The 21167-nt window shown below is 66.1% G+C and carries 19 protein-coding genes; 8 read left to right on the top strand and 11 right to left on the bottom strand.

From position 1 onward, the window contains the following. Positions 1 to 35: 35 nt before the first annotated feature. A complete protein-coding gene (locus W930_RS0101230; RefSeq protein ID WP_023596674.1) occupies positions 36 to 1694 on the bottom strand; it encodes a CTP synthase in 1659 nt (552 codons plus the stop codon). A gap of 294 nt (positions 1695 to 1988) precedes the next feature. Continuing rightward, a complete protein-coding gene (locus tag W930_RS0101225) occupies positions 1989 to 2819 on the bottom strand; it encodes an alpha/beta fold hydrolase (protein WP_023596675.1) in 831 nt (276 codons plus the stop codon). Between W930_RS0101225 and W930_RS0101220 the strand changes: the two genes are divergently transcribed. Continuing rightward, positions 2818 to 3084, top strand: coding sequence for a hypothetical protein (locus W930_RS0101220; protein ID WP_023596676.1), 267 nt, complete (start codon positions 2818 to 2820; stop codon positions 3082 to 3084). The genes W930_RS0101225 and W930_RS0101220 overlap by 2 nt on opposite strands. A 183-nt stretch (positions 3085 to 3267) precedes the next feature. On the opposite strand, the gene W930_RS25570 is transcribed toward W930_RS0101220, so the two are convergent. The 4 genes from W930_RS25570 to W930_RS0101200 form a co-directional block, all read right to left on the bottom strand. Next, complete coding sequence (locus tag W930_RS25570) at positions 3268 to 6231, bottom strand: DNA internalization-related competence protein ComEC/Rec2 (protein WP_023873831.1); 2964 nt, start codon at positions 6229 to 6231, stop codon at positions 3268 to 3270. A 44-nt stretch (positions 6232 to 6275) separates the two neighbouring features. After that, positions 6276 to 7124, bottom strand: a complete 849-nt coding sequence (locus W930_RS0101210; RefSeq protein ID WP_023873829.1) for a TatD family hydrolase — start codon at positions 7122 to 7124, stop codon at positions 6276 to 6278. 198 nt (positions 7125 to 7322) lie between these two features. Continuing rightward, positions 7323 to 8048, bottom strand: coding sequence for a lipoprotein-releasing ABC transporter ATP-binding protein LolD (gene lolD / locus W930_RS0101205; protein ID WP_048806591.1), 726 nt, complete (start codon positions 8046 to 8048; stop codon positions 7323 to 7325). Beyond that, positions 8041 to 9294: a lipoprotein-releasing ABC transporter permease subunit gene (locus W930_RS0101200; protein ID WP_023596680.1), complete on the bottom strand. Its 1254-nt coding sequence runs from the start codon at positions 9292 to 9294 to the stop codon at positions 8041 to 8043. The genes lolD and W930_RS0101200 overlap by 8 nt, the downstream gene beginning before the upstream one ends. A gap of 175 nt (positions 9295 to 9469) precedes the next feature. On the opposite strand from W930_RS0101200, the gene W930_RS25565 reads away from it, so the two are divergent. Together W930_RS25565 and recJ are read left to right on the top strand one after the other, a co-directional pair. Beyond that, on the top strand, positions 9470 to 10549 hold the full coding sequence (locus W930_RS25565; RefSeq protein WP_024788722.1) for a hypothetical protein: 1080 nt from the start codon (positions 9470 to 9472) through the stop codon (positions 10547 to 10549). Further along, positions 10546 to 12249 carry a single-stranded-DNA-specific exonuclease RecJ gene (gene recJ, locus W930_RS0101190; protein ID WP_023596682.1) on the top strand — a complete coding sequence of 568 codons (1704 nt, stop codon included), beginning with the start codon at positions 10546 to 10548 and terminating at the stop codon, positions 12247 to 12249. Before W930_RS25565 ends, recJ begins: the two co-directional genes overlap by 4 nt. Before the next feature lie 26 nt (positions 12250 to 12275). Here the strand turns inward: recJ and W930_RS0101185 are convergent, their stop codons facing one another. Further along, the gene (locus W930_RS0101185; RefSeq protein WP_023596683.1) at positions 12276 to 13178 is read right to left on the bottom strand and encodes a LysR family transcriptional regulator; all 903 of its coding nucleotides are present in this window, start codon (positions 13176 to 13178) and stop codon (positions 12276 to 12278) included. Positions 13179 to 13405: 227 nt separating this feature from the next. Here W930_RS0101185 and W930_RS0101180 point away from each other — a divergent pair, with 227 nt between their 5' ends. The 4 genes from W930_RS0101180 to lysS all read left to right on the top strand — a co-directional run bounded on the left by W930_RS0101180 (position 13406) and on the right by lysS (position 16902). Beyond that, positions 13406 to 13627: a hypothetical protein gene (locus tag W930_RS0101180; RefSeq protein ID WP_023596684.1), complete on the top strand. Its 222-nt coding sequence runs from the start codon at positions 13406 to 13408 to the stop codon at positions 13625 to 13627. 126 nt (positions 13628 to 13753) lie between these two features. Continuing rightward, positions 13754 to 14858, top strand: a protein-coding gene (prfB, locus tag W930_RS0101170; protein ID WP_174234927.1) for a peptide chain release factor 2 whose coding sequence is annotated in 2 segments (ribosomal slippage) — positions 13754 to 13825 and positions 13827 to 14858 — 1104 coding nt in all. Because the reading frame shifts where the segments join, the coding sequence is not laid out codon by codon here. 3 nt (positions 14859 to 14861) lie between these two features. Beyond that, the gene (locus W930_RS28950) at positions 14862 to 15341 is read left to right on the top strand and encodes an Ivy family c-type lysozyme inhibitor (RefSeq protein WP_023596687.1); all 480 of its coding nucleotides are present in this window, start codon (positions 14862 to 14864) and stop codon (positions 15339 to 15341) included. A 16-nt stretch (positions 15342 to 15357) separates the two neighbouring features. Continuing rightward, a complete protein-coding gene (gene lysS / locus W930_RS0101160) occupies positions 15358 to 16902 on the top strand; it encodes a lysine--tRNA ligase (protein ID WP_023596688.1) in 1545 nt (514 codons plus the stop codon). A 607-nt stretch (positions 16903 to 17509) separates the two neighbouring features. Here the strand turns inward: lysS and W930_RS0101145 are convergent. Next, positions 17510 to 18112, bottom strand: coding sequence for a hypothetical protein (locus W930_RS0101145; RefSeq protein ID WP_023873823.1), 603 nt, complete (start codon positions 18110 to 18112; stop codon positions 17510 to 17512). 4 nt (positions 18113 to 18116) lie between these two features. After that, complete coding sequence (locus tag W930_RS25545) at positions 18117 to 19331, bottom strand: glycosyltransferase family 87 protein (RefSeq protein ID WP_048806588.1); 1215 nt, start codon at positions 19329 to 19331, stop codon at positions 18117 to 18119. Between the two features lie 390 nt (positions 19332 to 19721). On the opposite strand from W930_RS25545, the gene W930_RS0101135 reads away from it, so the two are divergent. Further along, the gene (locus W930_RS0101135) at positions 19722 to 20420 is read left to right on the top strand and encodes a glycine zipper 2TM domain-containing protein (protein ID WP_023873821.1); all 699 of its coding nucleotides are present in this window, start codon (positions 19722 to 19724) and stop codon (positions 20418 to 20420) included. A 158-nt stretch (positions 20421 to 20578) separates the two neighbouring features. On the opposite strand, the gene iscX is transcribed toward W930_RS0101135, so the two are convergent. Continuing rightward, a complete protein-coding gene (gene iscX / locus W930_RS0101130; RefSeq protein WP_023596694.1) occupies positions 20579 to 20773 on the bottom strand; it encodes a Fe-S cluster assembly protein IscX in 195 nt (64 codons plus the stop codon). A 52-nt stretch (positions 20774 to 20825) separates the two neighbouring features. Then, positions 20826 to 21167, bottom strand: a complete 342-nt coding sequence (gene fdx / locus W930_RS0101125; RefSeq protein WP_023596695.1) for an ISC system 2Fe-2S type ferredoxin — start codon at positions 21165 to 21167, stop codon at positions 20826 to 20828.

The raw sequence follows: 21167 nt of genomic DNA, 5'->3' as shown, positions 1-21167 counted from the left end.
CAAACTCCTTGTTTCTCGCTCGCGGCAACTCAGCCTCAGGCAGCCTTCTTGCGGGCTTGCTGACCGGCCAGCGCCGCCTCGACGTACGCCTTGAACAGCGGATGGCCATCGCGCGGCGTCGAGGTGAACTCGGGGTGGAACTGAACGCCCACGAACCACGGGTGCACCTGTTGCGGCAGCTCCATCATTTCCGGCAGATTCTCGGTCGGCGTGCGCGCCGAGATCACCAGACCTGCCGCCTCGAGCTGCGGGACATAGTGATTGTTGACTTCGTAGCGGTGACGGTGACGCTCGTTGACCGTGTCGCCGTAGATGCGCGAGGCAAGCGTGTCGGCCCTGACCGGCACGCGTTGCGAGCCCAGACGCATCGTGCCACCCAGGTCCGAGTCCTCGGTACGCTGCTCGATCTTGCCGTCGCGGTCCTGCCACTCTGTGATGAGGGCGACGACCGGATGCGGTGTCGACGGCTCGAATTCCGTGCTGTTCGCGTCAGCGAGCTTGGCCACGTCGCGTGCGAATTCGATCACGGCAAGCTGCATGCCCAGGCAGATGCCCAGGTAGGGCACGCGGTTCTCACGGGCGAAACGAATCGCCTTGATCTTGCCTTCGGTGCCGCGGCGACCGAAACCGCCCGGCACGAGAATCGCATCGAGATGCTTGAGCGCATCGGTGCCGTCCTTCTCGATCTGCTCGGAATCGATGTACTCGATATTCACGCGCGTTTCCGTGTGGATGGCGGCGTGACGCAGCGCTTCGATGAGCGACTTGTACGATTCGGTCAAATCGACATACTTGCCGACCATGCCGATGGTGACGTCGTGCTTCGGATTCTCGACGGCCTGCACCAGACGCGTCCACATGGACAGGTCGGCCGGCTTGGCTTCGATTTTCAGTTCGTCGCAGATGATCTTGTCCATGCCCTGGTCATGGAGCATTTGCGGAATCTTGTAGATCGTGTCGACGTCCCAGACCGAAATCACGGCGTCCTGAGGGACGTTCGCGAACAGCGAAATCTTGGCGCACTCGTCTTCAGGAATCTGTCGGTCGGCGCGGCACAGCAGCACGTTCGGCGAAATGCCGATCTCGCGCAGTTTCTGCACGCTGTGCTGGGTCGGCTTGGTCTTGAGTTCGCCTGCCGTGGCAATGTACGGCACCAGCGTCAGGTGCACGAAGGCCACGCTGTTGCGGCCCAGGCGCAGGTTCATCTGACGGGCGGCTTCAAGGAACGGCAGCGACTCGATGTCGCCGACCGTACCGCCGATCTCGACGATGGCGACGTCGGGATGGCCGTCCCACGTCGAACGCGCGCCGCGCTCGACAAAGGCCTGAATTTCATTGGTGATGTGCGGAATGACCTGAACGGTCTTGCCGAGATACTCGCCGCGGCGCTCCTTGCGGATCACCGATTCGTAGATCTGGCCCGTCGTGAAGTTGTTCGCACGACGCATCTTGGCGCTGATGAAGCGCTCGTAATGGCCCAGATCGAGATCGGTTTCCGCACCGTCCTCGGTCACAAACACCTCGCCGTGCTGGAACGGGCTCATTGTGCCCGGGTCGACGTTGATGTAGGGATCAAGCTTGAGGAGGGTGACTTTGAGGCCACGCGATTCGAGAATCGCGGCCAGAGATGCGGCAGCAATTCCCTTACCAAGAGAGGAAACCACGCCGCCCGTGACAAAAACGAATTTGGTCATCGCAGTAATTGCTCGCGGGAAAGCCGGATTATACCCGAAAGCCGCCTTGCCCTCGATGTGCGGCGCGGCAAATTTTGGTCTTGACAGGCACCGTGCGGGCCGCCCCGGCGCGTGCGGCGCGCCCCGACGCACGTCGGCACTTTCGGGCAGGCACCGACAGACACCACTTCACCTCGACGTATGCCGATGTGTGTCGATGCACCACGATGCACCCCAATGCACGCCGATGCATGTTTCACCGACCTGCGAAGGCGCGCCGTGCGCCGATTCCCTGCGCGGCGCGCGGCACCCGGTTCAGGCGGCCAGCGAACGGCGGTGATCGCCGCGCAATTGGGCGAGCATGTCGCGCACCGCCGATGCTGTCTCCAGCGGCCGCTCCATCGGGAAGAGGTGTGTCCCCTTCACATAACGCAGATGGGTACCGACGATGCGGCGTGTCGCGCCGATTCCCGCCTGCCTGAGTTCACGCGACTCGGTACCGGCGAGAAATCCTGCCGGCACCGGCACGCCGCGCATGGCACGCACGGCAAGCAGCGGAGGCAGTGTCAGATAGATCCGGTACTCGATCTCGCGTGCGAACGCGAGCCGCCGAACATCGCCCTCTCCCGTCGGTACGGTGCCGCAGTCGATGTAATCGCGCAGGACATCCGGATCCCAGCCGGCGAACGCCGGCTTGCCGGCAAAGTGCCGCCATGCGGCCTCCCAGTCCGGCCAATGATCGCGCCGCCGCTTGGTCACGCCCGCCGGCGACATGCGCTCGTACAATCCGGTAAGCATGCTCAGGCGCAACATCTGCGTGCGCCAACCGGGCGTCACGATGGGGGAATCGATCATCACCACGCCGCGCACGGATTGCGGCGCCTTGAGCGACGCCATGAGGCTAAGAAAACCACCCAGCGAATGCCCGACCAGCCAGACCGGTTCGCCACCGTACTGGCGCTCGAGGGTATCGACGAGCTCGTCGCGCAAACACCGCCAGCCGGGCGTGACCGGATAGCGCGGGTCATGACCGATGCGGTCGATGGCGCGCACGTCGTATTCGTCGGCCAGCGCACCCAGCATCTTGCGATACACGCCTGCGGGGAAACCGTTGCCGTGCGAAAAATGGATGATGTCTCGTGTCATGGAATTCGTTGTCGTGGCGAGCGGTTGCCGCGCGGGCTTCGGCGATCGATTCGGCCTCGAATCTTGCCTCGAACTTCGCCTCGACGTTGACTGCGAATGCCGCTTCGACTTTGGCTTCGACGTTGGCTTCGAATCCGGTTTGGCATCGCGGCGCCCGGCTGCCGGGTCGCATGCGCCGGAAATCTTCGCCACAGCCCACCAAAGTACGCTTGCAGCGGAGCGCGCGCTGACCCATTCTAACGAATCGGCCGCAGCGCGCCGGTAGAGGTTTCCATCGAATCGCTCGGGCGGCGCGTCCTGCGCGACGGGCGCCGTCAGGCACGTCGCGCTTCGTTCCGGGGCGCACACGACGGCATCTGGCGCTTGTTGATACCTCGCCCGCCTCGGCGATTTGCCCCGACGGCCATTGCGCGCGAAGGCGACCCTTGTCACACGCACATCAGCTTCGTCACGGGGTAGCGAAGCTTTCCGCGTGCCAGTACCGTCGGCGTTGCTCGCGGCAGGATTTGGCCTCGATGCCGTCGCGATTCAGTGAAAATCGCACGGCACCGTGCACCGCGCTGTCCCACACGGTCGCTCCAGCTGCGCGGTAGCGTTCGACGACGGACGGTCTCGGATGACGGAAACGATTGCGGTACCCCGTTTGAAACACCACGTGCTCCGGCGCAACCGCTTGCACGAACGCCATCGTCGACGACGTCTGACTGCCGTGATGCGGGGCGAGCAGGACATTGGCGTGCAATGCCGAACCAAAGCGCGCAAGCATCGTGCGCTCCTGGGGAGCTTCCGCATCGGCGGCGAGCAACGCGCTGTGGCGCTCGTTGGACACTTTCAGCACACAGCTCACGCTATTGGGGCCGGCGCGCCCCGCCCATGCCGCGCGCAGGGCGTTCGGGTCGGGATGCAGGAAACGGAACGTCACGCCTTCCCATGTCCACTGCTGGCCCGCCAGACAGGTCCGATGGTCCCGCGCCGCGCGACGCACCCGATGCTCGCCCGGCAGTGACGAGAACACCTGCGCGTCCGGATACGCCCGCAAGACGCTGCGCGCGCCGCCAAAGTGGTCGTCGTGCGCGTGGCTCACCACGAGCCGGTCGAGCCGCCGCACGCCATGTGCGCGCAGATACGGCACGATTACGCGACGCCCGGCGTCGGTGCGAGCCCCCATTGGCGGTCCGGCATCGAACAACAATGTGCGTGTTGCCGTCTCGACCAGCACGGCGTTTCCTTGCCCGACATCGAGCATGGTGACGCGAAAGTCACCGTCGCCCGGTCGAGGCGGCGACGCGAACCACGCCGGCCCCATCAGGACCAAACCAGCGAATCGCCAACCCACGCACCCGGCCCTCTTCCCGCCCATCCAGCGGGGGAGCGGCATCAGGACCACCGCAGCCCCGGCGACGGCTGTGGCCAGTACCCACGTCGGCGCGACGCCCGCGCGCCACACGGCGCCGGGACTTGACGCCAGCCACCCCAGCCACTCGGCCAGCCAGACGACGGCCCAGTGGGCAACGGCCAGCGTCCATTGCGCCAGCACCGCCGGCAATATCAGGCTGAGCAACGCCAACGGGGTCACGATGAGCGTCATGACGGGGATGGCCACCGCGTTGGCGATGGGGCCGAGCAACGGCACTGCGCCGAACCAGGCGAGCGACAACGGCACCATGCCGATCGTGACGGCGAACTGGGCTCGCGTCGCACGGGCGACAACGGTCCACGCGCGCCGCGGCGCACTGTGGCGATCGGCCTCGCGCGCGCCGTGGCGCCCGGCGCCCGGGTCACCGCTGCGCGCTGGGTCCACCGTCCCGCGCCGCCTGCCCGACGCCTCGGGCCGCCGCCGCCCCGCCAGCACAAGCGCCGCAACCGCACCGAAGGAAAGCCAAAGGCCTGGCGCCACGACCGCCCATGGATCGAGCGCCACAATGACGGCCAACGCCCACGCGAGCGCATACGAGGGGGCTGCGAATCGTCCGTTCAATAGTGCAACGACGACGATCGTCACCATGCCGACCGCGCGCCGCGCCGGTACGCCCCACCCCGCCACGGCGCCATACGCGATCGCGGCCAGCAGTCCGGCAACCGCCGCAGCCTTCGGCGCTGGCCACCACAATGCCAAAGGAATACGTCGGCACCCGGCGCGTCGCCAGAGCAGGCCCACGAGCGCACCGAGGGCTCCGGCCACGAGCGACACATGCAGCCCTGAGATGGCGAGCAAGTGGCTGACCCCCGTATCGGCAAACACTTGCCAGTCGTCAGGGGCGATCTCGCTGCGCTCTCCGAGCGCGAGGGCCATCAATACGCCGCCGTAACGCGCCGACGACGTCGAGAATGTCGAGGGTTCGGGTGACACGGGTGTTGCGGATGGCGCTGGCGAGGCTGGCGACGCTGATGAGGTCGATGCGGAGGCTGGCGGCGATGACGCCGACGTCCGCAGTGCCGCACGAAAGTCGTCACGCAGACGTTCGCGCCAGGCCGCCCATCGGTACCCTTGCACCGGCCCCGGCTCCAGACGCATCAGTTGCTGCCGCTGCGACGCCCGTCGTTGTCCGTAACCCGCGCGCACGTACCCCGACGCCCGAATGCCGCGCACCAGTGCCATGAGCTCCGCATCGAAGCCATGCCAGTTCGCGAAGCCTCGCGGCGCATTGACCCTCACGGGCAAGCGCCAGCGTTCCCCCGCACGCGGCAAGGTGCCTCGCGCCGGCACTTTGTCCATCGCGTGCGACGCGTTCACTTCAGCGGGCGGCGCGCTGACCTCGTTGCGCCGTCCGGCCCACGCGGGTTGCCGGGACCAAACCAGCTCGATGTGCCGGGGCACCGGCACGTCTGTGCAGGCCGGCTGCGTTCCCCCGGCGCCCCTCTCGTCGCGCCAACCCGCACCGGATGCCGGATTGGACGACACCCGGCGGTCGCCCGCGCCCCCGCACGCCCCGCTGGCGACGTACGCCCGCTCCACGTCAAAAGCAAATCGCACGCCGCCGTCCAGGGTTGCGGGCAATCCCGCCACCACGCCCTCGACGATCAGATCCTGCCCCGCCAACGCCAACGGGAGCCGGTCACTGAGTCGAATCTCGGCGAGCAACGCTGCCCATGCATAGCCGAAAACGCCCACACAGACGGCGATCAGAACCATTGCGCAGCGGTGCCGCACCTCATTTCCCGAGTTCCCGGAACCGGCGCAACTATCGTCCGCGACGGAACCCACGCGCCCCACGCGCCACATGCGCCCCATGCGCGCCATGCGCCCCATGCGCCCCATGCGCCATTTCGTACGGACCGCCAAACCGGCCCACACGACAAGCACGGCCGCCGCCGCGCCCACGGCAGCACCGAAACCCGCGCCCGACGGCAGCGCCGACGCCTGTTGAAGCCACCAGACGCCCGCCACCCAGGCAAGCAGCACCAGCCGCACGACGTCACCGCGTCATGAATCGCGAACCGCGCGACGCCGCCGCGTCAGCGCGATCCGGCGTGGTCAATGAGGGAGTTGGCGGGCGCAGGCCCGTCGCCGGGCGCCATGGCCATGGCGCCCGACAAGCGCGGCAGCACGCGCCAGGCATTCGCGCGCGTGGCGTGCGCCAGCGCCTCGGCGGACACGCCTCGAAGATCCGCGAGCACCTGCGCGATGCGAGGTAATTCGCCCGGGCTGTTGCGCTGCTTGTAGCGCCACTCCGGCGCAATGTCCGGCGCGTCGGTTTCAAGCACGAGCGCATCGAGCGGCAGGTCCACGGCGAGGCGGCGAATCTGCAACGCCCGGTCGAACGTCATCTGCCCGCCGAATCCGAGGCAAAAACCGCGCTCGATGAACATGTCCGCCTGCTGACGGCTGCCATTGAACGCATGCGCGATCCCGCCGCGCGGCGTGAAGATTCGCAGTTGCTTGAGCAACGCATCCTGTGACCGGCGTACGTGAAGAATGACCGGCAGATCGAAGTCCCGCGCGATTTTCAATTGCTCGACGTAGAAGAACTGCTGGCGTTCGGGGTCGAGTGTCCTGACGAAGTAGTCCAGACCGATTTCGCCAATGCCGACGAATCGCGGATCGCCGATCGCCGCTTCCACGGCTCGGCGCAACGTCGCGATGTCCTCGTCGCGCGCACGTGGCGTGTACAGCGGGTGGATGCCGAGCGCGTAGGCGCCGCCGGGCATCGCGTTCGCTGCCGCCCGCGCCGCATCGAACGATGCGCACTCGACGGCGGGCACTACGAGCCCCGCCACCCCCGCAGCGGTGGCTTCGGCAATGACGGTGCCGCGGTCGGCGTCGAACTCGGCCGCGTCGAGATGGCAATGGGTGTCGATCCACATGGTCGAATGTCCTTGAGCGTCAATTCTAAGGGGCAGTGACAAGGCTCGCACGACGAGTGCGGGATGACCATCGGACAACACCGCATCACGGTCTAGGACGTTGCCGATTTCCACCCCGCGCGCAGGCCGCCGGAAAACGCAAAACGCCGGGGAATCCCCGGCGTTCGCACCCTTTCCCCACTGTCCGTCACAAACGGATTACGCGGGCTCCAGCACGCCTTCGCGCAGACGCAACGCCCGATCACACCGGCGCGCCAGATCGATATCGTGGGTCACGATCACGAAGCTGGTCCTGAGCGTCTCCGACAACTCCAGCATGAGTTCGAACACGGTCTCGGCGGTGTGTCCGTCAAGATTGCCGGTCGGCTCGTCGGCAAGCACGCACGCCGGTTGCGTGACCAGTGCGCGCGCCATCGCCACGCGCTGACGCTCGCCGCCCGACAACTCCGAGGGGCGATGCTTCATGCGCGGGCCAAGGCCCACGCGCTCGAGCATCGTCTGCGCACTCGCGCGCGCCTGCTCCGTGGGCAAACGACGAATACGCAGTGGCATGGCCACGTTGTCGAGCGCGGAAAACTCCGGCAGCAGGTGGTGGAACTGATAGACGAAACCGAGCGACTGGTTGCGCTGCGCTGTCTTGTCGCGCTCGCGCAGCGAGGAGAACGGCTTGCCCAGCAGCGACACCTCACCGCGCGACGGGTCGTCGAGTCCGCCCAGCACGTGCAGCAGCGTGCTTTTGCCGGAGCCGGATGCGCCAACGATCGCCACCTTTTCGCCGGGAGCGACGTCGAGGCTCGCGCCGTTGAGCACGGTCACGTTGAGCTGCCCCTGCCGGAAAGTCTTGTGCAGATCCCGGGCGCGCAGCACGGGACCGTCGTAGGCGAGGTTCGGCACGGGAGCCAGGGATGGGGTCGCGTTACTCATAGCGCAGGGCCTCCGCCGGTTTGACGCGCGACGCGCGCCAGCTCGGATAGATCGTCGCCAGTGCCGAGAGGACGAACGAGATCACCCCGATGCGAATCACGTCGGACGATTGCAGATCCGAGGGAAGTTCGGAAATGAAGTAGATGTCCTGGGGCAGGAAGTGAATGCCCAGCAGGCGCTCGATGAACGGCACGATGGTGCCGATATTCACTGAGATCAGGCAGCCGAGCCCCACGCCGAGCAACGCCCCGGCAAAGCCGATGGTCACGCCCTGCACCATGAATATCTTCATGATCGAGCGCGGTTGTGCGCCGAGCGTGCGGAGGATCGCAATATCCGCATACTTGTCCGTGACCGTCATCACGAGCGACGACACCAGGTTGAACGCCGCCACGGCAATGATGAGCGTCAGGATGATGAACATCATCCGCTTCTCGGTCTGTACCGCCACGAACCAGTTCTTGTTCTGCTGCGTCCAGTCGCGCACCCACATGTTGCCGGAGAGCGTCTTGGCCAGCTCGCGCGCCACCAGCGGCGCCTGCTCCATGTCCTGAATCTTTAGCCGCACGCCCGTCGGCCCGTCGAGCCGATAAAGCGTTTCGGCATCGTGCAGATCGATCAGCGCGAGCGAACTGTCGTATTCGTAGTGACCGGCAGTGAAGATCGCGACCACGGTGAATTGCTTCACGCGCGGCAGCACGCCGGCCGGCGTGATGGTTCCCTGCGGGGCGACGAGCGTGATCTTGTCGCCGATGCTCACGCCCAGCCCGCGCGCGAGCTCGCGCCCGAGCACGATGCCGAAGCTGCCCGGCGTGAGGTTGGCCAGGGTGCCTTCAGTGATCTGCTTGCCGAGATCCGAGACCTTGGCCTCCTCGCTCGGCACGATACCTCGCAGCACCACGCCGCGCACGTTGTCCTCGCGCGTGAGCATGGCCTGCTCGCCCACATAGGGCGCGGCGGCGATGACGTTCTTGTTCTGCAATGCCTCGGCGGCCGTTCGTTGCCAGTCCGGCAGGTTGCCGTCCACCGCGAAGACTTCGATGTGCGCCAGCACGGAAAGCATGCGGTCCCGAACTTCCTTCTGGAAGCCGTTCATCACCGAGAGCACCACAATGAGCGCCGCCACGCCAAGGGCGATGCCGGCCATGGAGATGAAGGAAATGAAGGAGATGAAACCGTTGCCGGATGATCGCTTGCCGGTGCGCGTGTAGCGCCAGCCGATCTGCCATTCGTATGGGAATTTCAAACGGATTCCTGATTCTTGATAAGGATCGATCGGAGCATGCCCGCGCCGGCGGCCCGCACCGGCTTCCGAGTCCGCGTCCCCGGTCCCTGCCCGGGGCGACGGACGGCACGTTCCGTACCTGACGTCAGGGTCACCCAACTGCCAGCGCGAAGTTTGCCATACAATTCGCCTCGACATGGATACACCTGCCCTGCACTTTCTCCTGCCGTTCGCGCTCCCCGCGTCGGCCCATTTTCCCGCACTGCTGGCCGGATTGGAGTTGCCCGCGCTCGAAAAGTTGCTCGCGCGCGGCGTCCCGTCGGCGCAGGACGTGCCGGAAGACCCGTTTGTCCCCACGCTGCCGCATGAGCGCTGGCTGTCGGACGCCTTCGGCCTGCCCGGCGTGCCCGCCCGCGCGCCGCTCGCGCCGTTCATGCTGCTCGAGGACAGCGGCTCGCTCGACACCCGTTACTGGTATTGCGCGCAGCCGGCGCACATCCACATCGCCACCGACCACCTGGTGCTCACCGACCCGGCCGAGCTGTCGCTGAGCCCGGAGGAGTCGGCCGCGCTCTTCGCCACGGCCCATGCACTGTTCGCGGACGTCGGCGGCGAGCTGATCGCGCCGCGTTCCGACCGCTGGTACCTGAGCGCGCCCGCGCTGGGCGAGCTGCTTACGGCGTCGCCCGGGCGCGCGGCAGGCCGTAACGTCGACATCTGGCTGCCGCAGGGCAAGGCCGAGCTGACGTGGCGCAAGTGGCAGAACGAAGTGCAGATGGCCTGGTACGACCACCCCGCCAACCAGGCCCGCGAGGCGCGTCGTCTTCCGCCGGTCAACGCCCTCTGGCTGTACGCCGGCGGACAACGCATTGCCGCGCCGCGCCTGAACCGTCCGTGCGTCACGGTGCTGTCCGACGACCCCGCCACCCGAGGTCTGGCCACCCACCTGCAGATCGCCCTTCATGCCACTCGGGCCGGGCTCGCCGCCGCCAACGGGCGCACCGTCGTGCAGATCGACACGCTGACCGACCATTTCCTGAGGGAAGACTGGGCGCGTTGGCGCGACGCCCTCGTCGAGATCGACCGCACGTGGCTCGCGCCGGCGCTCGAACGGGTCGCCAGGGGGCAGGCCCGGGAAGTCGCGCTCACGTTGTGCGGCGACTTTCACAGCGTGACGATCCGCTCGCGCGGCGTCGATCTGCGAAAGTTCTGGCGCCGCCAGTCGCTCGACGCGCGCATGTCGGCCCTCGCCCGGATCGGCGAGGACGCGGCATGACCGACATCGTCACGCGTCAGGTCGACGACGCCGCCGCGCACGCCCTCGCACGCGACGGCATCCACCCGGTCCTCGCCCGACTGTTCGCCTCGCGAGGCGTATTGGCCAGCGAAGAGACCGAGACCGCCCTCGCCCGTCTGATTCCGCCCACGCAGCTCAAAGGCGCGCGCGAAGCCGCCGTCTTTCTCGCCGACACCATCGCCGCGAACCGGCGCATGCTCGTGGTCGCCGATTACGACTGCGATGGCGCGACCGCCTGCGCCGTCGCCGTGCGCGGCCTGCGCATGTTCGGGGCGAAGGTCGACTACCTCGTGCCGAACCGCTTCGAATACGGCTATGGCCTCACGCCCGAGATCGTGGCGCTCGCCGCGCAAGGCAGGCAGGGCCCGCCCGACGTGCTCATTACCGTCGACAACGGCATCGCCAGCCTCGACGGCGTGGCGGCCGCGCAGCGCCTCGGCATTGAGGTCGTGGTGACGGATCACCACCTCCCGGGCAGCGAGTTGCCCAACGCCCGTTGCATCGTCAACCCGAACCAGCCGGGCTGCGAGTTTCCGAGCAAGCATCTCGCGGGCGTGGGCGTGATGTTCTACGTATTGCTCGCCCTGCGCGCCGAACTGCGCGCTCGGGGAGCTTTCGGCGCGCGCGAGCAGCCGCGTCTCGATACCCTGCTCGATCTGGTGGCGCTTGGCACCGTGGCCGACGTCGTGAAGCTCGACGCCAACAACCGCATCCTGGTTGCGCAAGGCCTCGCGCGCATGCGCGCGGGTCGCATGCATCCGGGCATCAACGCGCTGTTTCGCGCCGCGGCCCGAAATGCCCGCCAGGCCGGCAGCTTCGACCTGGGTTTCGGACTCGGTCCCCGCCTGAATGCCGCGGGCCGCCTGGCCGACATGTCGCTCGGCATCGAATGCCTGCTCACCGACGACGACGCCCGCGCCTGGACGCTCGCGCAGGAACTCGACGCCATGAATCGCGAGCGCCGCGAAATCGAAGCCGGCATGCAGCAGGAAGCGCTGGCGGATCTCGCGCGCTTCGACCCGCGTTCGGCCACCACGCTTTGCGCGTTCAACGAGACCTGGCACCAGGGCGTGATCGGCATCGTCGCGGCCCGCCTGAAGGAAAAGTTCTATCGACCGACGATCGTGTTCGCGCCGGGCGACGACGGGCAGATCAAGGGGTCCGGCCGCTCGATTCCGGGTTTTCACCTGCGCGACGCGCTCGATCTCGTCACGAAGCGCGAGCCGGGCCTGATCGCCAAGTTCGGCGGTCACGCCATGGCGGCGGGACTGAGTATCGCCGCCGACGCCCTGCCGCGCTTTCAGGCGGCGTTCGAGGCGGTCGGACAGGAATGGCTCGACGAGAAGGCGCTGTCGCGCGTGATCGAAACCGACGGCGACATCGGCGACGAGTGTTTCGTCCCGCCGTTCGTGGCCATCCTCGATGCGCAGGTCTGGGGCCAGGGGTTCCCGCCGCCGGTCTTTTCAGGCGAGTTCGACGTGCTCTCGCAGGCCATCCTCAAGGATAAGCACCTGAAGCTGCAACTGGGGCGCGGGCGCATGCGAATGAACGCCATCTGGTTCAATCATGCCGACACCCTGCCAAGCCGCGCACAGTTTGCCTATCGCCTGGCGGCCGACACGTTCAACGGCGTCTCGCGCGTGCAGATGATCATCGAGCACGCCCAGGGCCAGGGTTAGCGTCGGCGGGGCGTCGCCAACAGGCCCTAGGCCGCGGTGGGCGGCGCCCCGGCGACGTACTCGCGCATCACGCGCAGAAAGGCCTCTCGTGCCGGATGCACCTCCACGCCGCGATGCCGAACGAAAAAGTTCGGCACGGCGGCGAGGTCCTCCATCGCGTGGCCGACGATGTTCGCCTCCTGCCGATAACGTTGATAGATGCCGCGCGGCACGAGCGAATATCCCACTCCGGCGCCGACGCAGGCGACGATCGTCGCATAACTGCCGTAACTCAGAATGCGCCCGGGCGTGACAGCGTTCGACGCAAGCCACTGCTCCATCGTCGCGCGATACGGGCACCCGGACGGCCACATCAGCAGCGTGGCACCCGACAGATCCGAGGCCTCTTGCACCCGACCGGCCCGCGCGGGCGCAACCAGCACGATCGGCTCACGATAGATCTCGTCGGCGACCACCAGCGCCTGTGCCTGCGCTTCCAGGCAGGCCGTGCCCGCGATCAACGCGGCGTCGACGCGGCCGTGCTGAATCTCGTCGAGCAGATTGAGCGACGTATCCGTCACCAGGTTCAGGCGCACCTTCGGATAGGCCGCATGAAACCGCGCAAGCACGGCCGGCAGCCGCGACGTGGCCGACGATTCGATGGCTCCCAGCGAGAAATCCCCGGCCGGCTCGTTGGCCGGATTGAGCGCGGCGCTCGCCTCACGCGAGAGCGCGAGTATCCGATCCGCGTAGCCAAGCAGCGTGCGTCCGCTGGGGGTGAGTTGCAGTTTGCGGCCTTGCCTGTGAAAGAGCTTCACGCCGACCGCGTGTTCGAGCGAACGGATACGCGCGGTCACGTTCGACTGCACGCAATGCAGCGCCTCGGCCGCCCCCAGCACGCTGCCTTCGTCCACGATGGCCTTGAAGGTCTGAAGTTGCAGAAAATCCATGATCCTCTCCTGGGCCGGGTAGCCCTGCTGCGCGCAGATACACACATCGAAGTCGACGATGGTAGGCGACAACCGTCGACACTTCAATAATAGTGAACTGAATTGCCTCAACAATTCACTTTTTTAGCGTACGGGAAAGGCATAAGCTTCGGGTTATCCCTAGTGCGACGTCTGCCGGGGCATCCCGCCCCGGCCAGCGCGCCGCCTCTCGTGAAGGAAGTCACATCATGTACCGCCCTCTGTCCGCCGCTGGTCATCTCAACGCCTCCGCCCCGGTGGTGACTGCGCCGGTCACGCCGCTCGGCCTGTTCTTCCGCGCCGTCGATCAATGGCGCGTGCACTATGAACAGCAGTTGCAGGCCGAGGCGCTTGCCGCGCTCGACGACACGTCGCTCGCCGACGCCGGTTACGCACGCGACGCATTCGGACTGCGTCACGCCGCTCGCTGAAGACGTTACCGGAGCGCGGCCGGCGTCGCGGTCCGCCATCGACCGAATTCCCCCGAAAAGTGGGGGAAACGGGGGCTTCGCTGCGCTATAATTTCGGTTTTCCCGAATTCGCACCTGTCAAAGCTCATGGAAGCCGAACGCCTCAACGCCCTCGAATCCCTGCTCGCCGATCTGCGCACTCGCGTCGGCGAGCTCAGGGGGTATCTTTGACTTCGATGTCAAGCAAGCTCGCCTGACGGAAGTCAACAAGGAACTCGAAGACCCCAACATCTGGAACGACTCCAAGCGTGCCCAGGCGCTGGGCAAGGAAAAGAAGTCGCTCGACGGCATCGTCACGAACCTGACGGAACTGGACGCCGGTCTCTCCGACACGCAGGAATTGTTCGACATGGCCCGCGAAGAGGGCGATGAAGATTCGCTCCTGGCGCTCGAGAGCGACACGCAGGCGCTTGCCGCGCGCGTGGGTGAAATGGAGTTCCGCCGGATGTTCAACAATCCGGCCGATCCCAACAACTGCTTCATCGACATCCAGGCCGGCGCCGGCGGCACCGAAGCCAACGACTGGGCCGGCATGCTGCTGCGCCAGTACCTTCGCTATTGCGAGCGCAAAGGCTTCAAGGCCGAAGTCCTCGAAGTGTCGGACGGCGACGTCGCCGGCATCAAGAGCGCCTCGCTCAAGGTCACCGGCGATTACGCGTACGGCTATCTGCGCACCGAGACCGGCGTGCACCGTCTGGTGCGCAAGTCGCCGTTCGACTCGTCGGGTGGACGCCATACGTCGTTTGCCAGCCTGTTCGTCTATCCGGAAGTGGATGATTCGATCGACATCGAAATCAATCCCGCCGATGTGCGTACCGACACGTACCGTGCCTCCGGCGCCGGCGGCCAGCACATCAACAAGACCGACTCCGCGGTGCGCCTGACGCACATCCCGACCGGCATCGTCGTGGCCTGCCAGAACGATCGTTCGCAGCACCGCAACCGCGCCGAAGCCTGGGACATGCTCCGCTCGCGCCTGTTCGAACACGAGATGCGCAAGCGTCGCGCCGAGCAGGACAAGCTGGAGTCGAGCAAGACCGACGTGGGCTGGGGCCACCAGATTCGTTCGTACGTGCTCGACCAGTCGCGTGTCAAGGATCTGCGCACCGGCGTGGAAACCGGCAACACCGGCAAGGTGCTCGACGGCGATCTGGACGACTTCATCTCGGCGAGTCTCAAGCAGGGAGTGTAAGGAATGGCGTTTGTCCGCACGCTCGCCGTGTGGGTGGTGAGCGCGCTGTGTCTGCAGCGCGCCGCCGTTGCCGCTCCGGCCAGTACACCGGGCGCACCGGGTGCAAGTCCCGAGACGGGACCGTACCTGCATGAATTGCTCAAGCGCCCGGATTTCTCGGGCGCCTACGCGCGCATCGTGGCGCCGCGCAATGTGCCCGCATGGGTGCGTCAGGGCGGCACGTCGACGCCGTCGCAACGTGTGAGCGTTGCCGGCAAGCCGTGGTTGCTGGTGCAAAGTTGCAAGCCGCACGACTGCCCGAGCGAGTATGTCCACATTTTGTACGAGCCGCGCTCGCAATCGATCGCGGCACTGTTCGTGCGAGACCCGAGTGCGGCGGCCAACGCGGGCCCGCATCAGGATCGCACCGAACTGATCTGGCTGGGCGCGCCCGACGGCTCGCTCAAGAATGCCCTGCTGCACACGCTGCGTTTTACCGAATAACCTCATCGTTCGCATCATGACCGATCAAAACACCCCGGCCCACGCGGCCAACCCGGCGGGCGACCTGCCGCAGGACGACAACAAGCTCATCGCGGAGCGCCGCGAGAAGCTGCAGGCACTGCGCGCCAACGGCGTGGCCTTTCCGAACGACTTCCGGCCCGAGCAGCGTGCCGGCGATCTGCAGGAACGCTTCAAGGACGTCGAGAACGAAGCGCTCGAAGCCGAACCCGTCGCCGTGTCGGTCGCCGGTCGCATGATGCTCAAGCGCGTGATGGGCAAAGCCGCCTTCGCGACCGTGCAGGACAGCAGCGGCCAGATCCAGTTCTTCATCGGCCGCGACGACGTGGGCGCCGAGTCGATGACCGCCTTCAAGGGCTGGGACATCGGCGACATCATCGCGGCCACCGGCACGCTGTTCCGCACGCGCACCGGGGAACTGTCGGTAAAGGTCAAGGAACTGCGACTGCTCGCCAAGGCGCTGCGTCCGCTGCCGGACAAGTTCCATGGCCTGTCCGATCAGGAAACGAAGTACCGTCAGCGTTACGTGGACCTGATCACCTCGCCGGAGACGCGCAGCACGTTCCGCGCCCGCGCCAAGGCCATCGCCTCGATCCGCAAGTACATGACGGACGCCGACTTCATGGAAGTCGAAACGCCGATGCTGCACCCGATTCCGGGCGGCGCCGCGGCAAAGCCCTTCATCACGCACCACAACGCGCTCGACATGCAGATGTACCTGCGTATCGCGCCGGAGCTCTACCTGAAGCGCCTCATCGTCGGCGGCTTCGAGCGAGTGTTCGAGATCAATCGTAACTTCCGCAACGAGGGCGTGTCGCCGCGCCACAATCCGGAATTCACGATGATGGAGTTCTACGCCGCCTATACGGACTACCGGTGGCTCATGGACTTTACCGAGGCACTGATCCGCAATGCTGCCGTGGACGCGCTCGGCACCGCTACCATCCAGTATCAGGGTCGCGAGCTGGACCTGTCCAAGCCGTTCCATCGCCTGACGATCGTCGAAGCGATCCGCAAGTACGCGCCCGAGTACACCGAAGCGCAACTGGCTGACGTCGAGTTTGTGCGTACTGCGCTCGGCAAGTACGGCGTGAAGGTCGACGCGCCGCAATTCAAGAACGCCGGTCTGGGCGCACTGCAGCTGGCACTGTTCGAAGAGACTGCCGAGAGCCAGCTGTGGGAGCCGACCTTCATCGTCGACTACCCGGTGGAAGTCTCCCCGCTCGCGCGCGCCTCGGATTCGGTACCCGGCATCACCGAGCGCTTCGAACTGTTCATCACGGGACGCGAGATCGCCAACGGCTTCTCCGAGTTGAACGATCCCGAAGATCAGGCGGCACGGTTCCGCGCGCAGGTCGAGCAGAAGGACGCCGGCGACGAGGAAGCGATGTACTACGACGCCGATTACATTCGCGCGCTCGAATACGGCATGCCCCCGACGGGCGGTTGCGGTATCGGCATCGATCGCCTGATCATGCTGCTCACCGACAGCCCGAACATTCGCGACGTGCTGCTGTTCCCGCACCTGCGCCGCGAAGACTGACGCGCATCGAGGGCGCTTGCCGTCAAGCTGCGACAAACCACCGTCGCAGCGAAATTGAAAATGCCGCAGCATGCTGCGGCGTTTTTCATTCGACGTCGGCGTCAGCGGGCCCGCGGCGGCGAGGCTCGCTGATCGACACGTACGTCAGATGCGCAGCGAAGCTTACCCTGAGCCCCTTATCATTGCCCGCGATCTCGCGAGACTCGGCGGACAGCGCGGACGCCGGCCGTTTCGACGGCCTCGGTGCCGCCCCCGCCTCCCCCTGCACCGGATCGTCCCCTGCCATTCGCCGTCGCGGGCCGCGCGGCCCCGGCGCAACGACGCTCGCCGCAACATCGCCGACTCGGGCACCGACGAATTCACGCGCCATGGCGACAGCCGACGGCAACGTCGCCACGGTCGCCGCGCGCGCCGGGTCGGTCGATGCGACTGACGTCAGGACAGGAGAAGGGGAACCACTGGTCGGGCGCGACGAGAATACGGACATGCGAAGACTCCTCGGGGACTGGCAGCGGATTGTGCCGGTTGCGAGTCTAGGCAACGGCGGGCTGCACGCTGTCGCATCGCGCGCATGACCTGCGCAAAATGGCACAACGAGCGCTTCGCATCAGAAAGCCGGGGTTCCACGATAGGCGGACGGCCAATCGCCGTCGAGACGCAACCAGGTACGCGAGATGGGGAGAATCGCACCACTCGACGCTTCCTCGGCGAGTTGTCGCAACGCCAGCGAGCCCAGCGTCTTCGGATCGGTCGGGAACACGAGCAGGAACGTCCGGTTGAGCGCCACGGCAGCGAATTCGCGCACCTCGAAATGATCGACCATCGATTGGTAGAGGTTGCCGAGCACGAGTCCGCCTGCGGGTGCCATCCAGTTGCCTCGACACCCTCCGATCATGGTGCCGTCGTCGAGTCGGGCTATACCGAATTCGAAATGACGCGCCGTCCAGGCCCGCGAGAGGTTCGACGCGGCCTGACTGAAAGCTTCCTCGAAGGTGAGTCTCGCAGCGTGCAAATCCCGCGCTTGCAAACGGCGCAGGCCGCGCGGGCCGTCGAGCACGAGGACGACGAAAACATCGCTGGAGAACGGTTCGCTGACATCGCCGGCAGGGTCGTGCTCATCCACCCAGGCACGGGTGACCACGTACGGATAGACGTGGGGATGGCTCGCGGTGTCGAGCGGCGTTTCCAGCGGCGGCAGGGTATCGATCATGGCGTCACGTTCGCGGACAATGCGTGCCATTATGCGCGCGCCACCAACGCAGCGCACGGTACACGATCCACAGCATCGTCAGTGGTAACAGCACGACGCCCCACTGCCCCATCGGCGGCCACAGGGCTGCGAGATACGCTTGCAACGGCACGATCCATACGAGCCAGGCAAGCGCTGTGCTGGCGCCATGCAGCATCGCACGGCGCGATCGCGCCATGGGCGTACCGCCCGCCCCTGCCCACTCGGGTAACCCGGTCAGCCCCATCAGCGGCACGACCAGCCATGCCAGTTCGTAATAAAGCAGATAGGGTTGCGCGAGCAGCGTTGCCGTCGTCGCCGCGGCAACACGCAGCGCTGGCGGCGCCGGGGTCGTCCACAGCCATGCGGTGAAGAGCACGGATGGCAGCGCGATCACCGCGTAGAGCACGTAAGCGCCGGACAGTCCCACGCCGTGCAGGCGCGCCATGGCGAAGACGGTCGGCATGGCGTGCCAGATCCCTCCCGCGCCCTGCTGCACGACCTCGGTGTTGAACCGCGCAACCGCGAGAAAGAAGGCGCGCCATAGCGGCCAGCCCGCCCACGCCATCGACAGACCGCAGGCAACGGCACCGACGACGACCATCGTCGTCAACGCGCGCCATTGACCCGCGCAAATCCACCACAGCGGCAGAAGCAACGCCAACTGCGGCTTGATGACGAGCAATCCGCCGCAGAGCCCGGCCAACGAAGGACGCGATCCGCCATACGTGAGCGCCACGCACATCAGCAATAACGTGACGAGCGAATTCTGTCCCGCCAGCAAGGCAATCCACAGCCCCGGAAACGCCAGCGCCACCAGCCACGGCCAGCCACTTTGGCCCCGCCAGATCCTCACCGCAGCGACGTACGCCGCCAGACTCACGACGACATAGACCGCATACGCCGCAGGGTAGGACAGCCACGAGAGCGGCTGAATCCCCCACTGAAACGGAGGTGGGTAAAGCCAATGCCCGGCATCCGGATAGGCAGGAAAGAACCTGAGCAGCTCCGGGAACAACGTCGTCGGGTCGAAAGCGGCGAGCGGACCGAGGTGACGCGTAATCCACGACACCGTCCAGAACACACGCAGATCGTGACCCAGCGGTGGCATGCCATGACCCGATGCGCCGAGCGGTTCGGCGTCGGACGTCAACCAGCTGAGCGCCCATGCGCCAAGCGCCGCGAGTTGCAGCGCCAGCATTACGGCCGCCGCCGGCACTGCGACACGCGGCAATGCCCCGCTTCGCGCAGTCGGTGCATCGTCCCCGGCGCACGTCGGGGAAATGTCGGACGTCGATGCCTGACGCTTCACATGACCTCCCTCGGCACTTGTTTCAGATGTTAAGGCGCGGCAGCCCCTACGGCGCACACGGCGCCATCAGAATACCAAAATCCCCTTATGATTCATCGACTTAAATTCACACCGACCGCAACGTCCGCGCACTTGCCGAGACGCAGGTTTTACATCGCGTTACAAAATGAAACGGATGCCGACTTTGCCGTGAACGACACTTTTCTCATGCGAAATCGCCCCGTGCTCGCCAGCACGCAGAAAGGGGAATCGCACTTACCGCACGATGGAGAAAACAACATGGATAACGATCTGCAACCGCGTCGCATGCACCCGCTGATTGCTGCCGCTGCCGGCAGCGTCGTGGTCGTGAGTCTGCTTGGCGTGGCCGCCATCACGGGTGTGCTGCCGCTTGCGCGAAGCACCGATGGCCCTGCCCCGACGGGTAACAGTTCGCCGGGTAACAGTTCGCAATACGCGCTGACGTCGCCGCAATCGCAGCCGTCGTGGTCGACGCAGCCGGCCGCAGCCTCCCAGCAAGGGACGCAGCCGACCCAACAAGCGCAATATGCGCCGCAGCAGGCCCCGGCGCAACGCACCCCGGCGCCGCAACCGTCCTACGCGCAACAAGCCGCCGCACCGGCGCGTCAGCAGGCGGCAACGTGCTCGACCTGCGGCACGGTCCAGTCGGTGGAGCCGATTCGTACGCAAGGTCAGGCAACGGGTCTCGGTGCCGTGGGCGGTGCCGTTGCCGGCGGTCTGCTCGGCAATCAGTTCGGTGCGGGCAACGGCCGCACCGCAATGACGGTGGTCGGCGCCCTTGGCGGCGGACTGGCCGGGAACGAAGTCGAGAAGCGCGTGCGATCCGAAACGGTATATCGCGTGTATGTGCGCATGGACACCGGCAAGACCCGCTACTGGACGTATCAGTCGGCGCCGGGCGTGCAACCGGGCGACCGCGTGCGACTCGAAAACAACGGCCTGGTGCGCGCGGGTTAAGACATGCTTGCGGTCGGCACCGAGGCAATCGCTGCGATGCGAGCGCATTGACCGCCCGCCCCACCAAAGACAAAAGCCGCTCTCTCTGGAGCGGCTTTTGTCTTGTCGGCGCCCGGAGGCGACGCTCAGGCGGGCCGGTCGCGCCGGTCACCCGCGGATCAGTCGGCTTCGTCGATCCACGCCATCTGGATGGCCTCGAGGATCTTCTCGCCCGAGCGCTCCGGCGCATCGTCGAAGCCGTCGAGTGCCATCACCCATTCCCGCAGGTCGGTAAAGCGCACGTATTGCGGGTCGACGTCGGGATGCGCCTCGGTGAGCGCGATCGCGATATCCAGCGTATCAGTCCATTTCATGGGGCAGGCTCCTGTTTCTCTCGTGTCACCGCACAACGCCGGACGGCGTCGCTCAGTGATTTTCCTTGGCGTGATTGATCGTGTACTTCGGAATCTCGACGACCAGATCCGAATCGGCGGGCATCAGCGTCTGGCACGACAGGCGCGACGTAGGCTCGAGCCCCCAGGCCTTGTCGAGCAGATCTTCCTCTTCGTCCGCGGCCGGTTCCAGCGCTTCAAACCCCTCGCGCACGATCACGTGGCATGTGGTGCAAGCGCACGACAGTTCGCAGGCGTGCTCGATTTCGATATGGTTGTCCAGCAGCGCCCGGCACACGGACGTGCCCGGCGCGACTTCCAGCACCGCGCCTTCCGGGCAAAGCTCGACGTGAGGCAATACAACGATTTGAGGCAT

The sequence above is a fragment of the Pandoraea sp. E26 genome, from assembly GCF_000681415.1.
Classification (GTDB): Bacteria; Pseudomonadota; Gammaproteobacteria; order Burkholderiales; family Burkholderiaceae; genus Pandoraea; species Pandoraea pnomenusa.
The sequence above is the reverse complement of the archived record's forward strand: the minus strand, read 5'-3'. Positions and strand labels throughout refer to the sequence as shown.